Consider the following 14,800-nt stretch of genomic DNA (forward strand, 5'->3'; position numbering starts at 1 on the left):
GTGCTCAGTAAACTCAAAGCCATTAAAGCGGCATTACCCCGTGTTAATCCCACTCAACCAACATCAGATCCGAGCTCAGCCGTTGAGTTACACGTTATTCGAGAGGGTAAGCACAAGTCGGCCTCCAGTGCAGCAACAGTATTAGTGATTAACGGTTTCATGTCTGGCAAAGGTTGTGATGTTTCTGACTGGCTAGAAGTTGTTGATGCCTTATACCCAGATCATAAAGTGATCCATGTAAAATGGAAGGCAGGTAACTTGAGCGATTTGCTGTTGGATGAAGGCCTAGTTCAGTTAATGCCAAGCGTGACCACGCAAGACTCATTAATCAAAAAATTAGGTGTGGCTGGCTTTTCAGCGATCAATAAAGTATCGGGTCATTGGCGTAAAGCGTTCGCTGAAACTGAAGTTGTAGGGGCTGCACTGGCCAATTTGATTGAACAAGATCCTGAATTAGATGCTTGTGTTTTGATGGGGCACTCACTGGGTGCGCGTATTATTCGCCATACGATGGAAAGGCTAACAACCAACAAAGTCAGCCAGTGTTATTTGCTTGCTGGCGCGGTGTCATCACACTCCAAATTGTGGAAAACGATTTTCGATACCCATGCTGATACCGTCTTTATTAACTGCATGAGTAAAACGGACTCGGTACTGAAATATGCCTACAAAGCGGGGACGTTATTCCGTGAGTCACCGATTGGTTTACATGCGTTAGAGCATAAAAGCCACACGGCAATTACTAACCTTGATGTGACTGACGTTGCCAGTAAGCATACCAAGTTTAAGCACAAAGCCTTGGGTGAGTTGTTGAAGAAAGCATTTTCTGACGTGAAATCCTGAGTAGAAGGATCGCGAGATCCTAAAATAAAGAGACAAGGACGTTTAAATGAATATTAGCCAATTTTCAGCGCTGACTGGATTGTCGCCTCATACCTTAAGGTATTACGAAAAGATTGGTTTGTTAGCATCTGTTTCTAGAAACCAAAGTGGTCATCGTAATTATTCAAAGAGAGACCAAGAGTGGGTCGCTTTCATTACTCGTCTTAAAGAAACGGGTATGCCGTTGAATCAGATCATGGAGTACGCAAAATTGCGTGAACAAGGGATTGAAACCGCGGATCAAAGGAAAGACCTGCTTGAACAGCATTCAGACAACCTTCAAAAAAGAATAGCAAGTGAAGTTGACCACTTAGAAGCGTTGAAGAAGAAAATTGACTATTACAATCAGCTAATTTAACCATTGACTTAGAGTTAACTCTAACAAGTATCGTCGCTTTAATGTTTATTAACTGGAGTGTAAAAATGGACAATCAACGATATGTTAATGGGTTAAACAAGCTAAATGAGATTGATGGCGAAGCAGGGCAAAATGTCATAAAGAGTTTGAATGATATTTGCCCCGATCTTGCTAAATACATCATTGAGTATCCCTTTGGTGATATTTATCAACGTGATGGCCTTGATTTAAGAACAAGAGAGTTAGTCACGGTTGCGGCATTAACGGCTCTAGGTAACTGTCAGCCGCAATTAAATGTGCATATTAATGGTGCGTTGAATGTTGGCTGTACACCCAAGGCGATCACCGAAGTGATCCTACAAATGTCTGTTTATGCGGGCTTTCCCGCATCATTAAATGGGATGTTCGTTGCTAAAGAAGTCTTTAAATTACGTGAAGAATAAGTTGTACAAAGCAATTTTCACATGCGTTAATTCTATTAGTAAGCGATTAATAAACGATAAAGCAGCTATTTCTAGCTGCTTTATCGTTTATAGGTGTAAGCAGACCGATTAACCTTGCCATCGATAGTCCTCATTTTATGTGTCTGAATATTGATGATGGCACTGCTATGGTTAGAGCTATGCATATAGGCCTCTTAAATATCAATATGATAATCAGCTAACCTAATAAAGACTCCCATTTAATGAAGGTTTTTCATTTTGGTTTAAATGTACGTCTGTTTATTATTTGGTCGATCAAGTCAATATGGAAGGTAAAAGCAATATTTAACTCACATTTTAAATGGTTTCCTATTATAATCACCCATATTCAACTAGTTGATATGGCTTTGGTTTTACTTTGTTGGGGTTGGGTTTTCGCAGGTATTCACATACTGAATACTATCTATGCATTTTATTGTTTTTTATTTAAAAGAGGGTTAATCGTGCCATATGTGTTTTTGATACTAGCTGTTATCTTACTTGGAGGTTGTGCTTCTAAGACTGAATCTAAATGGATATACCAAACGAGAAAAGCCACACAAGAAGAGGTTAGCAAAGCAAAAATAGAATGTGACTGGGATTTAAAGCTTGATCTTGCTTATCGACAGATATTATTGTCCCCATCAGCTAAGATTACACCTGAAATTAATTCTATTTATAAATCAATGAGGCGTTGTATGGCGATACAAGGTTTTATCTCTGAATCAATAATTGAGAAAAACACAAATACAATGTTAGCTGAAGTCACAAAAAGAAATAATGAATCATGTCCTATTATCATTGATGAATATACTAAGCTCGACCGTATATATAGTACTGACAAGCAGTACATTGCATTGTATACACTTACGGGGTTGAACTTTGATTATATTGACAAATATGAGTTTTTTACAAAAATAAAAAAGGCACTTATTGAAAATGTTTGCTCAAACTATATCAATATAGCATTTATGAATAATGGTGTTGATTTTAATTATATTTATAAAGATGATAATCAAAATGAAGTTATTTCTATAATAATCGAAAAGTCTGATTGTGTAGACGAAAGTGTTTTATAAAATTAAAGATGTAATGTTAAATTTATTGTGGTTTTTGCTTAAGGAGTGAGTGTGGGTACGTTTTGGAAACCAAATATCTTGGTCGTAATCGTCTTAGGGTTAATAGTTCAGCCATTTGTTTTTCTTTATGTTAATAAACCAAGGTACTTTGTTTTATACTTTCTATTACTGATAGGTGTAATGATATTTTCGCCTGATTTTATCGGTGCTTTCATTCTAATATGTCCTATTCATGGCTATATCATTGCTCGAAGATATAAAGGTCAAGGTGTCAGACCTTGGTTTGCTCGATGGTGGGCCACTATACTTTGTTTTTTAGTTATGCTTTCTCTACTGATTACAATTCGAGTGTTTTTCTTCGATTTATTTAGAGTACCTGCTAACTCTATGAGTCCTTTTTTGAATCCAGGCGACAAAGTGGTGGTGGATAAGCGAGGGTTTGGTAATTATAGATATTTTGGAATGCAGTTTTCGAAAATACCTGCATCAGTTAATTTAGAAAGAGGGGATGTGATTGTTTTTCAATATCCAAAGAACACTAGTATTGATTTTGTGAAAAGAATTGTAGCTTTACCGGGGGATAAAATTACATATATAAACAAAAAAATTCAGATTGAAAAATATTGCAGTAAAACTAGTTGTAGCGGGGATGGTAATAGCGATTATTTAAATATTGTGAGAAATGATAAAGGTAAATTACTTGATAAAGGCCTTTGGCTATATGAAGAATATGCTGGTAATAATAAATACGACATTTTGATAGATAAAACAAAAAAAGATAGAACGAGTAAGTACTTTACTCAAGAAAATTCTAAAGTTGGTGAGTGGATCGTTCCTTTAGGGCACTATTTTGTCTTAGGTGATTATAGAGATAAAAGCTTTGATAGTCGTTATTGGGGCTTTGTTCCGCAAGGAAATATAATTGGAACTGTAGCAATAGCTTGGTAATTTGTAAAAGATAACTGCTACAGTAATTAAATGTGCATATTAATGGTGCGTTGAATGTTGGCTGTACGCCCAAGGCGATCACCGAAGTGATCCTACAAATGTCTGTTTATGCGGGCTTTCCCGCATCATTAAATGGGATGTTCGTTGCTAAAGAAGTCTTCGAATCACGCAATGAATTGACATAGTAGAGTCACTAAGTGTTAGCTGGTAGATTTCGCCTTACCTGAAAGTGAACAATGTTAATTAAAGTGATGGGAGAGCGTTGAGCGTTCCCATCATTTACTTGTTATCACGTGTTTGGCTGATGAAAATGGGGCACAGATACTTAATTCTTATTGGCAATATAGCTGCTTAATTGTCTCTTTCAGCCACTGAATCTTAGGGTTATGGCCATTTCTTTTATGCCAGATCATAGTGAACGGAATACTGAGCTTGGCGTGTGCTTCTGCTTCTAAAGGAATAGGTAAGCAGATGAGATCTGGATGTAATTGCTGGGTATATTGCTGGCAATATTGAGGTGCAGTGGTGATCATGTCGTGCCCTGATTGTGCCGCCATAAACAGTGATTGTTCAAAACTTGCCATGGTTAGTGCGACATTACGGGTCAAACCGTTTTCAGCGAGCACTTCGTCTAGCGCCCAAGATTCGCTCTTTTCCCACACAATATTGATGTGCGGGTACTGCAAGAATGCCTCTAGATCCCAATCTTGTTGTAATGCTGGATGGTCTTTGTGTAAGAAGATCACAGGTGAATCATGAAACAAGACTTCAAAGTCGATGAAATACGGTAGTAAATCGAGGGATTCTTTCGAGCGTGGGTGCGATTCTCGCCCTGTAAAACCAATATCCGTTTCGCCCTGAATGATTGATTCGAGTGAGTCGTAATCCCAGTTTTTAACTTTGATTTTTGCGGCTGGATAAGTGCGGTAAATTTCTTGTGATAGCGCATTAAACATAAGCAGCAAGAGTGGCGATTCTATGGTGAGATTGAATTGCACCCCTTCAGGCTTATTATCGTTTCGCATAGCTAAAAGTTGGCTGCCAATTTGCAGCCAGTCTGAAAGATCTTGTGACATACTCTGTGCGAGAGTCGTCGGCCGTAGCCCTTGTGGCGTTTTGACAAATAAAGGGTCGTCGAACCAATCGCGAAGCTTCGTCAGTGATTTACTCACCGTTGATGGTGTTACATTCAACTTCTTTGCTGTCTTAGAGACACTTTGCTCCTGTAATAGCAGCTGCAAAGTGGACAGTAAGTTAAGATCAAGCCGTGCTAACGATTTCTTCATTGGTCGAATAATTTAAGGATGGCGATGGCACCAATAGTATTAGAGCGACGCAGATAATGCCACCAAACGCTAATACTATCGCCAGCATATTCAGTGCGTTAACACCGATTATCCCCATAAACCAAATAAATAGGGCAGAACTACACACTTGTGCGATACCCAACAAAGAGCTTGCCATACCCGCACGTAATGCGAATGGGCTGAGCGCTTGGCTCATCGCCACCCCAAAACCTAGCGAGAAGCCACCACAGATAAGTGCAAAGCCAAGTAAATTAAATGAAGCACTGAGTTCAGCTATGGATGTAATCAGTAAAACTAACCCAGCTATCAGCAACAGTGTTTGAGAAACAAGCATTAAGGTACGTTGCTTAAAGACAGACAGTGCAAATGGTGCTGAAAACGAGGTGATCATACTCACCAAAGCTGTTAACGCCATGACGGATGAATAGTCACCGCGGCTGTAGCCCATGCTGCCCATGACCAGCATAGGTGAGGTATTCACATAGGTAAGAATAGTCGTGACACCAATAGAGGTAATGATCAAACGGCTGACGAAAAAGCGCTCCAAGAAGGGTTCTTGTTTAGTAGCAGTCTTTACGGTTTGATCTTGTTTGCCTGCGTTGATGCGGGATGTTTTGTGCTGATTGGTTTCTCGTAATACAAACACTGCGATTAAACATACCAAGACGCCCATTGATGCCATGGTAGTAAATAAGGTCGGCCACGGAAATTTCAACATGATTAAGTGCCCAAGTACAGGCGCTAATACAGGCACAATACAAGTGATCCCATTGATCATTGATAGCACTTTGGCACGGCGTTGATCGTCTAAGGTATCGCGCAATATTGCAAAAGCGACAACGTAACAGGAGCCAGCGCCTATACCTTGAGCAAAGCGTGCGATTAAGAAGGTTGAACTGCTTTCAGCCAGGCCGCCTAGTTGAGAGGCGAGCGCAAAGGTGATCGCCCCAAAAATAGCAATGGGTTTACGCCCCATTGAATCTGAAAGTTTGCCTGCAAACAGCATGGTGGTTGCCATACCAGCAAGATAAATAGAAAAAGCGATATGAAGCTGAGACTCACTTGCCCCAAGATCTTGCGCAATATGCGGTAAACCGACTAAGTACAAATCAATCGCGGTGGGGTAAAGCAGAACAAGCGCAAAACTACAAAGAAGATAACGAACCATGAAAACCTCACTAAAATGTTGCGAGGATATTAGCCGTCAAACCAAATGGAAGCGAGTTACTAATCTGACAACAGGTATTTCCATTTAGGACAACCCTTAACATTGTGATGGGTTTTCTTATATCGACAGGGCAAGACGAGGCCCTAGGCGCTTATGGTAAAGTGTTAATCAAATATCAAAGGTATTAGCGCTACGAGGGGTTATGGATATTCAAAGAATCACATGGGATCAAGCTTTGTCAGTTAGGCACACTGTACTTTGGCCGACGAAGCCGCCTCTATTTTGTAAGGTGGAGGGTGATGAAACGGCAATACACTATGGCGCATTTATTGATAACAACTTGGTCTGCGTTGCTTCCATTTATATTGATGATGGCTCTGCGAGGCTAAGGAAGTTTGCGACCTTACCTGACTTTCAAGGTAAAGGTATTGGAACAAAAGTTATAGAGCGTGCAGTTGAAGAACTCAAAGCATACGGTGTTTGTTACTTTTGGTGCGATGCGCGTATTAGTGCTTTAGGTTTTTATCAAAGGTTTGATTTCAAAGCACAAGGGGAAGTGTTTAAAAAATCGGATGTATCGTATTATCAAATGGCGGTTAAATGGGAATAAGCCGTTTTATAGTTCACTTTCAAACTATAAACCTTTAGTCAGTATGAACTTGAGTTGGCAGTAAGGGGCATGAGCTCTGAGGGCGAGAGCTCATGAAAACGGGAGCTAGTGCTGAATGACGATACTTTCTTTATCTGTCGTAAATAAGCTCGCTCTATTTTGGTCGATCAACTGAGCAGCATAAGAGGGTGTCACTGCTTGTACTTCACCTTTTGCTTTAAGCGTGAGTGACTCCCAAGCATGATCCCGATACTTGCCTGTTTGTGTGTATTGAATGAGTATTTTCACTGACTTGGTCTCGCTATTATTGCTCTTTACGTGCTACTAACATTAATCGCTTTACTAGGGTTACACACCCGTTAAATATGGAACATAAGATTAACCAAATGTGTGAGTGGCGTTAACGAACCTTATTGTTGTTTCTATGTCACTCATGTACTTTGGTTTTCTGATAAGGCAATTTAATTAAACAATTCTTCCGTTTGAGTAACAAGGACTGTGCATGTGATCAGCCATGACGAATTAAGGTTGCAAGAATTAAACGCGACCAATTTCTATGCTGTTTGCCAATTATCGGTTAAGCAGGAGCAGAAGGGTTACGTAGACACTAATGCCATATCAATGGCTGAAGCTAACTTCTCTGATTACGTATGGATGAGAGGTATCTATCTCAACGAGGTACCTGTCGGGTTTGTGATGCTTAATGCTCACCCTGAAGAAAACACCTTCTATTTGTGGCGCTTTATGATAGATAAGAATTATCAGGGATTAGGGTTAGGCCGTTCTGCTATTCAGCTTATTGTTAACGAGCTAAAAGCAACTTTTAACGCTACAGAGCTCACTACCAGTGTGGTTCCGGCTAAAGATGGGCCTCAGCAGTTTTACGAATGCTTGGGTTTTAAAATTACGGGAAATTATATTGAAGGGCGTGAGTTGGAGTTAAAGCTTTCGATATAGAAACCTAGTTGTCGTGTTCTGAGAAAGTGTAGTGCTTAAAAGTTAGCAATAAATGATCAAATTATCTTGTCTATACTTTACTGCGGCATGATACTTTGAAGCTAATAATGTATTCCTATTGCAATTAAGATCTTTTTCCTTCTATGAAGTCATTAAATTTAAGTATCAGTGTTATTTATCTTGTGTTTGTTACCTGCACTGTATTATTTTCTCATGCCCCAGTTGAATTTTTAGCGAGTTATATTGTTCTTAGTCTTTTGACTTTTGCTGTATACGCGAAAGACAAAAGGGCGGCAGTGAAAGGTGAGTGGCGAACGAAAGAAAGTACGCTTCACTTACTATCCTTAATGGGCGGTTGGCCTGGTGCATTGATTGCACAAAGAAAATTGCGACATAAGACCAAAAAACAACCGTTTAAGTTGATACTATGGGTAACAGTTGTTTTAAATTGTGTCGCTTTCGTTTGGACTCAAACCCCAAAAGGAAGTGTTATTAGCCATGCTGCGTTGGTAGAGCTACATCAGTTGTTAGCGACGGCAATAAGTTAGCCAGTATTAACCAATAGACTGAGTTTGAGCGGGTTCCCCGAGTAAACGTTAGTGTATTAGAGGCTAACAAGCATGAAAGTATGTTGTTATTTGAATGAGTAAGCATTGATGGATGTATTATTAATTAGCGTTATTGTGCTTTTGATGTTTTTTGTCTTTCCTTATGTGAGTTCTCGATTCAACGATGCCGTTAATGACAGTCATCGCATCCTTGAGGTAAAAGGTGATCATGTTTGTATCCGTCAGTTTTCAGCACAAAGGTTACTCAGGTTACGAGGTAAATCTATCCCAGCGTCGGACATAGTGCGTATTCAATATGCGAACCCATTACCGCAAGGCATTTGCATCACCTTATTAAATAAGAGTGGTAGTGCTTTAGAGTTTTGGGTGTCTGAATTTCAGTTAGGCGCAGTTAAGTCAACGTTGAGTAGAGCTTGCCCTTTAGCGAAAATTGAACAGTTATAACAATCAACGATAAAAACTATAGCCACTAGCAGGTATTGCTGGTGGCTTTTTTTTATCTTAAAAATCTACAATTTTAATCAAGGCTATTTAAGCAATACCATTTAATCAAGATTGTTCATTTAATCCGAATAGTCTTTTCTTCAAATGCTCAATTATCAGAATAATATGAATAGTTATAATCGATGCTGAGGTACGCAATAGAGCGAAGCTTGATGGCTATGGAATAGGAAATCTTGCCTGTCTTGTATTTCAGTTATGTCATTTTAGTTTTTATCGTTCTGTTACGTTAATGGTTGGAATACTTAACAAACAGAGAAAATTACTATGAGAAAACCTCTTATATTTGCAGTCTCGGTTTTATTGTCATCTCCTTCATTTGCCGCTGATTTCAGCCTGACGAGTGATTCCGTTGTAAATGGGCAGCCGATATCAAATACATTTTTCGCAAATCAATTTGGTTGTGATGGAGCTAATGAGGTTCCAGACTTGAGTTGGAACAATGTTCCCCAAGGCACCAAGAGCTTTGCTCTAACTTATTTTGATATGGATGCACCAACGGGGAGTGGTTTTTGGCACTGGTCTGTTTTTGATATCCCCGGCAATGTGACGCACATAAACGGTGGGATTAATGGCGGTAAGCTTCCTGTTGGCACTGTTGAAGGCAAAACGGATGTTGGTGCAAAAGGCTTTATTGGCTCTTGCCCACAAATCGGGGAAGTGCATCGTTATCAATGGAAGCTCACTGCATTAGATGTCGCTAAATTACCTGTTGATTCAAATGCAACCCCGCAAATTGTCGCTTTAACAGTGCTTGCTCATAAGATCGATGACGTAACACTGACAGTGTTAGCTGGACGAAAATAAAAGGATATTATAATGAAAAGTAAAAATGAAATGTGGTTGTTTTTACAAGCAACCTCATTACTTTCGTTTGTCGCAATACTTTATAAGATGGGAACAATAGACGATACATGGCTACATGCGTCATTATTTATATTTGGTGCTATTACGCCCATTTTAGTGTTTGCCTTAAGAAATAAAAATAGAGTGTCGTTTTTGATCACCATAGTACCGACATTAATAATTATTCGAATTGCTGACCAAAATGATATTAGTTTAATCGGTTGGTTAACGGCCGTATCACTCATTCCACTTTTAATTCAATTTATTGGGATTGCGAAAGAAGTTTACAAAGAAAACCAACATGAATTTGCACTTATGTGTATTCGCCTATTTGTTGGTTTTAACTTTATCACTCATGGCACCGAAAAGTTGTTTGCTGGTGCCGCTGTGCACAATGGCATGCGAGGTTATTTCGGGCAAGTCGCTGGGTTTGACCAAGTGGGCCCATGGTTTACGGACCTGATGATCTATGTGGGTGGTGTAACTGAAATAGGTGTCGCGCTATTGATTGGCTGGGGATTATTTACTCGCCTTGGTGTGGTGTGGGCTATTGCTTATTTGATCGCTGCTGAGTTGTTTTCTGGGCACTTCCTTATTGGTTATACCTGGGCGATGCCAGGTGGTGGTTGGGAATTCCCATTCTTCTGGGCAATGATCCTATACCCATTCTTCTTCCTCAAAAATCAAGGCCCAATGTCGTTCGATGGTATGTTAATGAAAAAGCGACATGCTAGTGTTTGAAATAGATTTGCTCATACACATCTCTATTTGAAACGCGAACAATGTTATTAAATGGATGACTAGGTAAGGCGAATAAGTATCAAGCTCACATCGCCTTAGATAATACTTAGTGTGAATATGAAGGCAGGCATAGAGTGGGATTACGTTATGCCTGTCGTCATGTATGCAATTGATGAGTTAGCTGTTTCACTAGTTATTAATTTTACTCGTATATAAAGTGTCAGAGTAAGGCAGAGTCGGTTGTTGGTCATATAGATAGTGCATCAAGGGTGTTCATTAAGGATGTTAAATGTGTATACATTGGATGCCCTTAAGCGTTTATTCATAGAGTGGGAATTATTCACTAGAAATGCAAGCAGACATTTGACACCATGCTGCTAAATAGTGTGACTGCATAATGCAGAATCCAACACAAGGAGCCGAGAGTGACCCCTTTTTTTCTATCTCAAGTTTTAGTCGCAATCGCGATATGTTTTGACTTAATGTCCTTTCAATTCAAAGAGAGGAAAAAAATCGTAACCTGTTTGTTTTGCGCAGGTACACTGATCTCTAGTCATTTCATCTTGCTAGAGCAGTGGACAGCAGCAAGCCTGATGATAATAGCAACCGTACGATATCTAGTGAGCGTTTTTTCTACTTCTTCTAAGCTTAAATACCTTTTTTGTGGCGCATCATTCATCTCTACTTTTGTAACCTATTCGGGGCTGGTCAGCGTTATTAGTTGTTTAGGCTCTATGTTCCAAACGATTGCAGCTTTTAACGAAAATGACCGTCGCTTAAGAGAATTGATGATTGTAGGTACAGCATTTTGGTTGTTGCACAATTATCTAATTGGTTCACCAACTGCAGTAGTAATGGAAATGTTGTTTATCTCTAGTAACTTAATTGGCTATTATCGTTATTACTATAAGCCAGCACCTGCGCTGTAATATCTATTCTTCTTCCTTAAAAATCAAGTGCATGTCATTTGATGGTCTGTTAATGAAAAAGCGGCACGCTAGGGTTTGAAATCGATTCATCCAAATGTGATTATTTCTTGTGATACCTTTCTCAAACCTCTGAATATTCTGGGTTAAAATGAAATGACCTTATACAATTTAATATATCAGAGCTTTTAAGCTGTGACTGTTAATTGCCAAGGAGGCGAGTATGACATTAGCTCAAAAAATAGCGTTAGGCTTAGGCTCGGGGTTATTGGCAGGCTCGGTGGCAGAGGTTTTAACTGAGTGGCAATTTAGCTGCTTTGCGCTAGGCCTTTTGTTGCTCAATTGCACGTTTGTCTCTATGAGCCGAAAGTGATCGCTGCTCGATGATTTTCATCGCGTTTGTAACCTGATTTTATTAACAAGGAAGATATGAAGTTAAGCCCCTTTGATCAACAGGACTATCACCAGCTTATTAAATGGATAATGTCAGCTGAAACTAACTATTTATGGGGTGGCCCTGTTTTTTCTTATCCGCTTGATACGGAACAAATTCGCATTCACTGCAAGCAACACCAAGTCTTTCCTTTTCTGCTTACTCGCTCGGGTATCAAGCTTGGCTATGTCGAGCTTTATCAAGAATCTCATGATCATTTTCGTATTTGTCGTGTCTTTATTGCGGATGAATACCGAGGGCAGGGCTTAGCTAAAGAAATGCTGACACTGCTTATCGACAAAGCCGTAAATACTTTAAATGCTAAGCAAGTGAGCCTTGCTGTTTTCGATCATAATCATGCTGCAAAAGCATGTTATTTATCGTTAGGTTTTGAGATCACTTCGTTGGAAAAAGGCATTCGTTCTTTTAACGGCGAGCCTTGGGATTTAGTGTTGATGACAAAGGCGGTGTGGCCCAAGATGTGACGCTGCCTACATAGCGTGGGGGACACCAGTCACTATGAGTAAATCTTTGAACTTGGTCGATTTTCTTACAGGTCATACTGAGAGTTTATTGATCGATAAGTGCTTGGTTTTATACCCTTGATTTTGTTTTATTAATGTCAAAACGCAATTATGAGCAATGAAATATTCGAAAAGCGAAAAGGTGGTTTCCGCTTTAGCCTTTATATTCCATTTTTCATGACAGAAGACTTTACAAGGTCATCAATACTACCGCCAATGCTCTGCATTCTAGGTATGGGTTGTCTTTAGTATTTTCAGTGCTCTATCAACACGCAATTTCAGGAGAATAGGATGGATTTTATTTGGCTGTTTCTTATTGGCTGTGGTTTCAGTGTATTTTACTATTTCGTTATTTACTCTAAACCACAGGATAGTGATTGGCACAGATTGCCAACACTTTCAGAATATTTGGGAAAACATCCAGAGTGTAAAACCAATGACAGTGAAAATGCCAAATGTTTTAGCTGTGGCTCAGATAAGGTTATTTTCCAGCCATTAACTATTCATTCTGACCCACGATATAAACATGTCTGTTTGTCATGTAAAAAAGTGCTTTTCAGAAGCAAGGCGATAGTTTCTTAGTTTTAGGCTGTTAATTTGCTATAAAAACAGGGAAGTACCGTGGAAGAAAAGAGAATAAATATCAGAGCAGCAAGGAAAAGTGAACTTGAGCTTATTCATTCTTTGGTCATATCAAATAACGAATGGACGAAGTTTAATGGTCCTTACTACCCATACTCTCACCCATCATTAGAGCAGTTTGAAAATTCTTCATTTCAGCGTCTGCTAACCGGCGCAGATTTACAGTTAATTACCATCGACGATATGCCTGTCGGGGCTGTTAGTTGTTACTGGGAATGTGAAGAAACGCGTTGGCTTGAGGCTGGTGTCGTTATTTACGATAAACAGTATTGGGGTAAAGGCATTGCTGCGTTAGCTATTCCATTGTGGGTTTCCTACTTGTTTGAGAGTAAGAAAATTGAAAGGGTTGGCTTAACCACTTGGTCGGGTAACCCTCGAATGATGGCATTGGCGTTGAAACTGGGGTTTCAGCAAGAAGCTAGGCTGAGAAAGGTGCGATACTACCAAGGTGAGTATTATGATTCAGTCAAATATGGTGTGTTACGCTCGGAGTGGTTAGAACGCAATTAATGAAGTGTTTGGCAGGAAAAGTGCCCAGCCAGTATTTTATGTTTTGTAGGAGCGGCTTGTTATATGGAAAGTCAGCGAATAAAACTCACCCCACCATCATTAGCATATGCAGATTCGATGTGGACTATTATTCAAGAAAGCGAGGCCGAGTTGTCTGAGTTTCTTCCTTGGGTATCTGAATCTCTGACGCTGAATAAACTGAAAGATAATATCGAATTTGCCGCTGAGCATTACAACAATTTTTCCGATGACTTCTGGTTTAATATTATTGAAAAGAGAACCGGGGCTTTCATTGGTGCTGTAGGTTTTATTGTTCGAGACCCAGATGTTCCATATTTTGAAATTGGGTACTGGCTTTGTACTTCCATGGTTGGTAAAGGCTATATAAGCGAAGCGGTGAAGATTATTGAACGCTTTGCATTTGTTGATAACAAGGCACAAAGGGTTGAAATAAAAATGGCGGGCTCTAACGTTAAGAGTCGAGCTGTTGCTGAGCGTTGTGGCTATCAATTTGAAGCTAAGTTAGAGAATGGGCGTCGTTTAGTTTCTGGCGAGTTAGATAGCACGGTTATTTACGTAAAAACAGCATTAGAATAGGAGCTAAGCATGATATACAGCATTGAAGCATGGATTGATGAAACGAATGCGAAGTTTGCCGAACAACGACAAAGCTGCTCGCAATTTGCTGAGCCTTTTGCTGGGTTCTATTCTGAAGCATTTCTTGCTAACGCATATTTTGTTGTTGTCGAGAGCCTGCCAAAGCCAGATCTCCCAGAGCTACGTGAGGCAGGCTTAGGTGATTTCCTCGATATGGACGTTCAAGGGATCACATATAAAAACACGTATTACATAGTGCCGAGTGTTGTGCTTGATTTACGTTTGCACTTCCATGAGTTAGTGCATGTTTCTCAGTGGGATGCTCTTGGGGCAATTGGCTTTTTACAACGCTATATCACTGAAGTGCAGACTTTTGGTTATGCCGAAGCGCCGTTAGAGAAAATCGCGTATGCATTTGATTATCACTTTGCGCAAGGTGGACAAAAGGTTGATATCCCAAGCTATATTGAAAATAATCTATAAATAAGCATTAAGGTAGTGCCTGCGTTTCGTCTTTTCATTTCTAATTGGTTGGGCGCACATAGTTCCCATCACACGATTGTCTCTACTCCCATCAAGCCTCAAGTTCCAGCATGTATCCTACCTAGCCAAAATGAAAGCAGATACGCACGATTAACGCCTGCTTTTTCTTGCTTGTCATGCATTTTTGTCCAATTAACCATACAAAAATGTTAGGTTTAATAATAAACGCGTTGATATAATACTGCTTTCACAGGGTGC

General features: G+C 39.7%; 20 protein-coding genes and 1 pseudogene. 18 read left to right on the forward strand and 3 right to left on the reverse strand.

From position 1 onward, the window contains the following. The 6 genes and pseudogenes from OCU77_RS08330 to OCU77_RS08355 all read left to right on the forward strand — a co-directional run. Positions 1-843, forward strand: a complete 843-nt coding sequence (locus OCU77_RS08330; RefSeq protein WP_048898258.1) for a DUF726 domain-containing protein — start codon at positions 1-3, stop codon at positions 841-843. Positions 844-889: 46 nt separating this feature from the next. Further along, a complete protein-coding gene (locus tag OCU77_RS08335; RefSeq protein ID WP_048898259.1) occupies positions 890-1,240 on the forward strand; it encodes a MerR family transcriptional regulator in 351 nt (116 codons plus the stop codon). A 65-nt stretch (positions 1,241-1,305) separates the two neighbouring features. After that, positions 1,306-1,683 carry a carboxymuconolactone decarboxylase family protein gene (locus tag OCU77_RS08340; protein ID WP_048898260.1) on the forward strand — a complete coding sequence of 126 codons (378 nt, stop codon included), beginning with the start codon at positions 1,306-1,308 and terminating at the stop codon, positions 1,681-1,683. 380 nt (positions 1,684-2,063) lie between these two features. Next, on the forward strand, positions 2,064-2,780 hold the full coding sequence (locus OCU77_RS08345) for a hypothetical protein (RefSeq protein ID WP_261856002.1): 717 nt from the start codon (positions 2,064-2,066) through the stop codon (positions 2,778-2,780). 51 nt (positions 2,781-2,831) lie between these two features. Next, positions 2,832-3,728 carry a signal peptidase I gene (gene lepB, locus OCU77_RS08350; protein ID WP_048898262.1) on the forward strand — a complete coding sequence of 299 codons (897 nt, stop codon included), beginning with the start codon at positions 2,832-2,834 and terminating at the stop codon, positions 3,726-3,728. Between the two features lie 26 nt (positions 3,729-3,754). Next, a pseudogene (locus OCU77_RS08355) lies at positions 3,755-3,913 on the forward strand (carboxymuconolactone decarboxylase family protein); the annotation flags it as partial. Between the two features lie 147 nt (positions 3,914-4,060). On the opposite strand, the gene yidZ reads toward OCU77_RS08355, so the two are convergent. Both yidZ and OCU77_RS08365 read right to left on the reverse strand, forming a co-directional pair. Further along, positions 4,061-5,014 carry an HTH-type transcriptional regulator YidZ gene (yidZ, locus tag OCU77_RS08360; protein ID WP_048898263.1) on the reverse strand — a complete coding sequence of 318 codons (954 nt, stop codon included), beginning with the start codon at positions 5,012-5,014 and terminating at the stop codon, positions 4,061-4,063. Next, a complete protein-coding gene (locus OCU77_RS08365) occupies positions 4,989-6,203 on the reverse strand; it encodes an MFS transporter (protein WP_048898264.1) in 1,215 nt (404 codons plus the stop codon). The genes yidZ and OCU77_RS08365 overlap by 26 nt, the downstream gene beginning before the upstream one ends. A gap of 202 nt (positions 6,204-6,405) precedes the next feature. Between OCU77_RS08365 and OCU77_RS08370 the strand changes: the two genes are divergently transcribed. Then, positions 6,406-6,813, forward strand: a complete 408-nt coding sequence (locus OCU77_RS08370) for a GNAT family N-acetyltransferase (protein WP_048898265.1) — start codon at positions 6,406-6,408, stop codon at positions 6,811-6,813. Between the two features lie 105 nt (positions 6,814-6,918). On the opposite strand, the gene OCU77_RS08375 is transcribed toward OCU77_RS08370, so the two are convergent. Further along, entirely contained in the window at positions 6,919-7,101 is a 183-nt protein-coding gene (locus OCU77_RS08375; RefSeq protein WP_048898266.1) for a hypothetical protein, read from the reverse strand. Between the two features lie 216 nt (positions 7,102-7,317). Here OCU77_RS08375 and OCU77_RS08380 point away from each other — a divergent pair, with 216 nt between their 5' ends. The 11 genes from OCU77_RS08380 to OCU77_RS08430 all read left to right on the forward strand — a co-directional run bounded on the left by OCU77_RS08380 (position 7,318) and on the right by OCU77_RS08430 (position 14,542). Then, complete coding sequence (locus OCU77_RS08380) at positions 7,318-7,770, forward strand: GNAT family N-acetyltransferase (protein ID WP_084711751.1); 453 nt, start codon at positions 7,318-7,320, stop codon at positions 7,768-7,770. A gap of 143 nt (positions 7,771-7,913) precedes the next feature. Continuing rightward, positions 7,914-8,318 carry a DUF1294 domain-containing protein gene (locus OCU77_RS08385; RefSeq protein ID WP_048898267.1) on the forward strand — a complete coding sequence of 135 codons (405 nt, stop codon included), beginning with the start codon at positions 7,914-7,916 and terminating at the stop codon, positions 8,316-8,318. A 108-nt stretch (positions 8,319-8,426) separates the two neighbouring features. Continuing rightward, entirely contained in the window at positions 8,427-8,783 is a 357-nt protein-coding gene (locus OCU77_RS08390) for a hypothetical protein (protein ID WP_048898268.1), read from the forward strand. 324 nt (positions 8,784-9,107) lie between these two features. Beyond that, positions 9,108-9,647 carry a YbhB/YbcL family Raf kinase inhibitor-like protein gene (locus OCU77_RS08395; protein WP_048898269.1) on the forward strand — a complete coding sequence of 180 codons (540 nt, stop codon included), beginning with the start codon at positions 9,108-9,110 and terminating at the stop codon, positions 9,645-9,647. Between the two features lie 12 nt (positions 9,648-9,659). Further along, positions 9,660-10,427 carry a DoxX family protein gene (locus tag OCU77_RS08400; protein WP_107302851.1) on the forward strand — a complete coding sequence of 256 codons (768 nt, stop codon included), beginning with the start codon at positions 9,660-9,662 and terminating at the stop codon, positions 10,425-10,427. 425 nt (positions 10,428-10,852) lie between these two features. After that, positions 10,853-11,356, forward strand: a complete 504-nt coding sequence (locus tag OCU77_RS08405) for a YgjV family protein (RefSeq protein ID WP_048898270.1) — start codon at positions 10,853-10,855, stop codon at positions 11,354-11,356. A 220-nt stretch (positions 11,357-11,576) separates the two neighbouring features. Continuing rightward, positions 11,577-11,726 carry a hypothetical protein gene (locus OCU77_RS08410; protein ID WP_162845624.1) on the forward strand — a complete coding sequence of 50 codons (150 nt, stop codon included), beginning with the start codon at positions 11,577-11,579 and terminating at the stop codon, positions 11,724-11,726. 56 nt (positions 11,727-11,782) lie between these two features. Beyond that, positions 11,783-12,271 (forward strand): GNAT family N-acetyltransferase, encoded by a 489-nt coding sequence (locus OCU77_RS08415; protein WP_048898271.1) that lies wholly within the window; start codon positions 11,783-11,785, stop codon positions 12,269-12,271. A 660-nt stretch (positions 12,272-12,931) separates the two neighbouring features. Then, positions 12,932-13,462 carry a GNAT family N-acetyltransferase gene (locus tag OCU77_RS08420; RefSeq protein ID WP_048898272.1) on the forward strand — a complete coding sequence of 177 codons (531 nt, stop codon included), beginning with the start codon at positions 12,932-12,934 and terminating at the stop codon, positions 13,460-13,462. Positions 13,463-13,525: 63 nt separating this feature from the next. Continuing rightward, positions 13,526-14,059, forward strand: coding sequence for a GNAT family N-acetyltransferase (locus OCU77_RS08425; RefSeq protein ID WP_048898273.1), 534 nt, complete (start codon positions 13,526-13,528; stop codon positions 14,057-14,059). A gap of 9 nt (positions 14,060-14,068) precedes the next feature. Next, positions 14,069-14,542, forward strand: coding sequence for a hypothetical protein (locus OCU77_RS08430; RefSeq protein WP_048898274.1), 474 nt, complete (start codon positions 14,069-14,071; stop codon positions 14,540-14,542). Positions 14,543-14,800 lie beyond the last annotated feature (258 nt).

The organism is Photobacterium swingsii (assembly GCF_024346715.1).
In the GTDB taxonomy this organism is placed as follows: domain Bacteria; phylum Pseudomonadota; class Gammaproteobacteria; order Enterobacterales; family Vibrionaceae; genus Photobacterium; species Photobacterium swingsii.

Bases quoted from the DNA above. Each gene is read 5' to 3' on its own strand.
- OCU77_RS08400 (WP_107302851.1), top strand. From the start codon at position 9,660: ATGAAAAGTAAAAATGAAATGTGGTTGTTTTTACAAGCAACCTCATTA.
- OCU77_RS08415 (WP_048898271.1), top strand. From the start codon at position 11,783: ATGAAGTTAAGCCCCTTTGATCAACAGGACTATCACCAGCTTATTAAA.
- OCU77_RS08370 (WP_048898265.1), top strand. From the start codon at position 6,406: ATGGATATTCAAAGAATCACATGGGATCAAGCTTTGTCAGTTAGGCAC.
- OCU77_RS08425 (WP_048898273.1), top strand. From the start codon at position 13,526: ATGGAAAGTCAGCGAATAAAACTCACCCCACCATCATTAGCATATGCA.
- OCU77_RS08430 (WP_048898274.1), top strand. From the start codon at position 14,069: ATGATATACAGCATTGAAGCATGGATTGATGAAACGAATGCGAAGTTT.
- OCU77_RS08335 (WP_048898259.1), top strand. From the start codon at position 890: ATGAATATTAGCCAATTTTCAGCGCTGACTGGATTGTCGCCTCATACC.
- yidZ (WP_048898263.1), bottom strand. From the start codon at position 5,014: ATGAAGAAATCGTTAGCACGGCTTGATCTTAACTTACTGTCCACTTTG.
- OCU77_RS08385 (WP_048898267.1), top strand. From the start codon at position 7,914: ATGAAGTCATTAAATTTAAGTATCAGTGTTATTTATCTTGTGTTTGTT.
- OCU77_RS08395 (WP_048898269.1), top strand. From the start codon at position 9,108: ATGAGAAAACCTCTTATATTTGCAGTCTCGGTTTTATTGTCATCTCCT.
- OCU77_RS08340 (WP_048898260.1), top strand. From the start codon at position 1,306: ATGGACAATCAACGATATGTTAATGGGTTAAACAAGCTAAATGAGATT.
- OCU77_RS08390 (WP_048898268.1), top strand. From the start codon at position 8,427: ATGGATGTATTATTAATTAGCGTTATTGTGCTTTTGATGTTTTTTGTC.
- OCU77_RS08365 (WP_048898264.1), bottom strand. From the start codon at position 6,203: ATGGTTCGTTATCTTCTTTGTAGTTTTGCGCTTGTTCTGCTTTACCCC.
- OCU77_RS08345 (WP_261856002.1), top strand. From the start codon at position 2,064: ATGGCTTTGGTTTTACTTTGTTGGGGTTGGGTTTTCGCAGGTATTCAC.
- OCU77_RS08410 (WP_162845624.1), top strand. From the start codon at position 11,577: ATGACATTAGCTCAAAAAATAGCGTTAGGCTTAGGCTCGGGGTTATTG.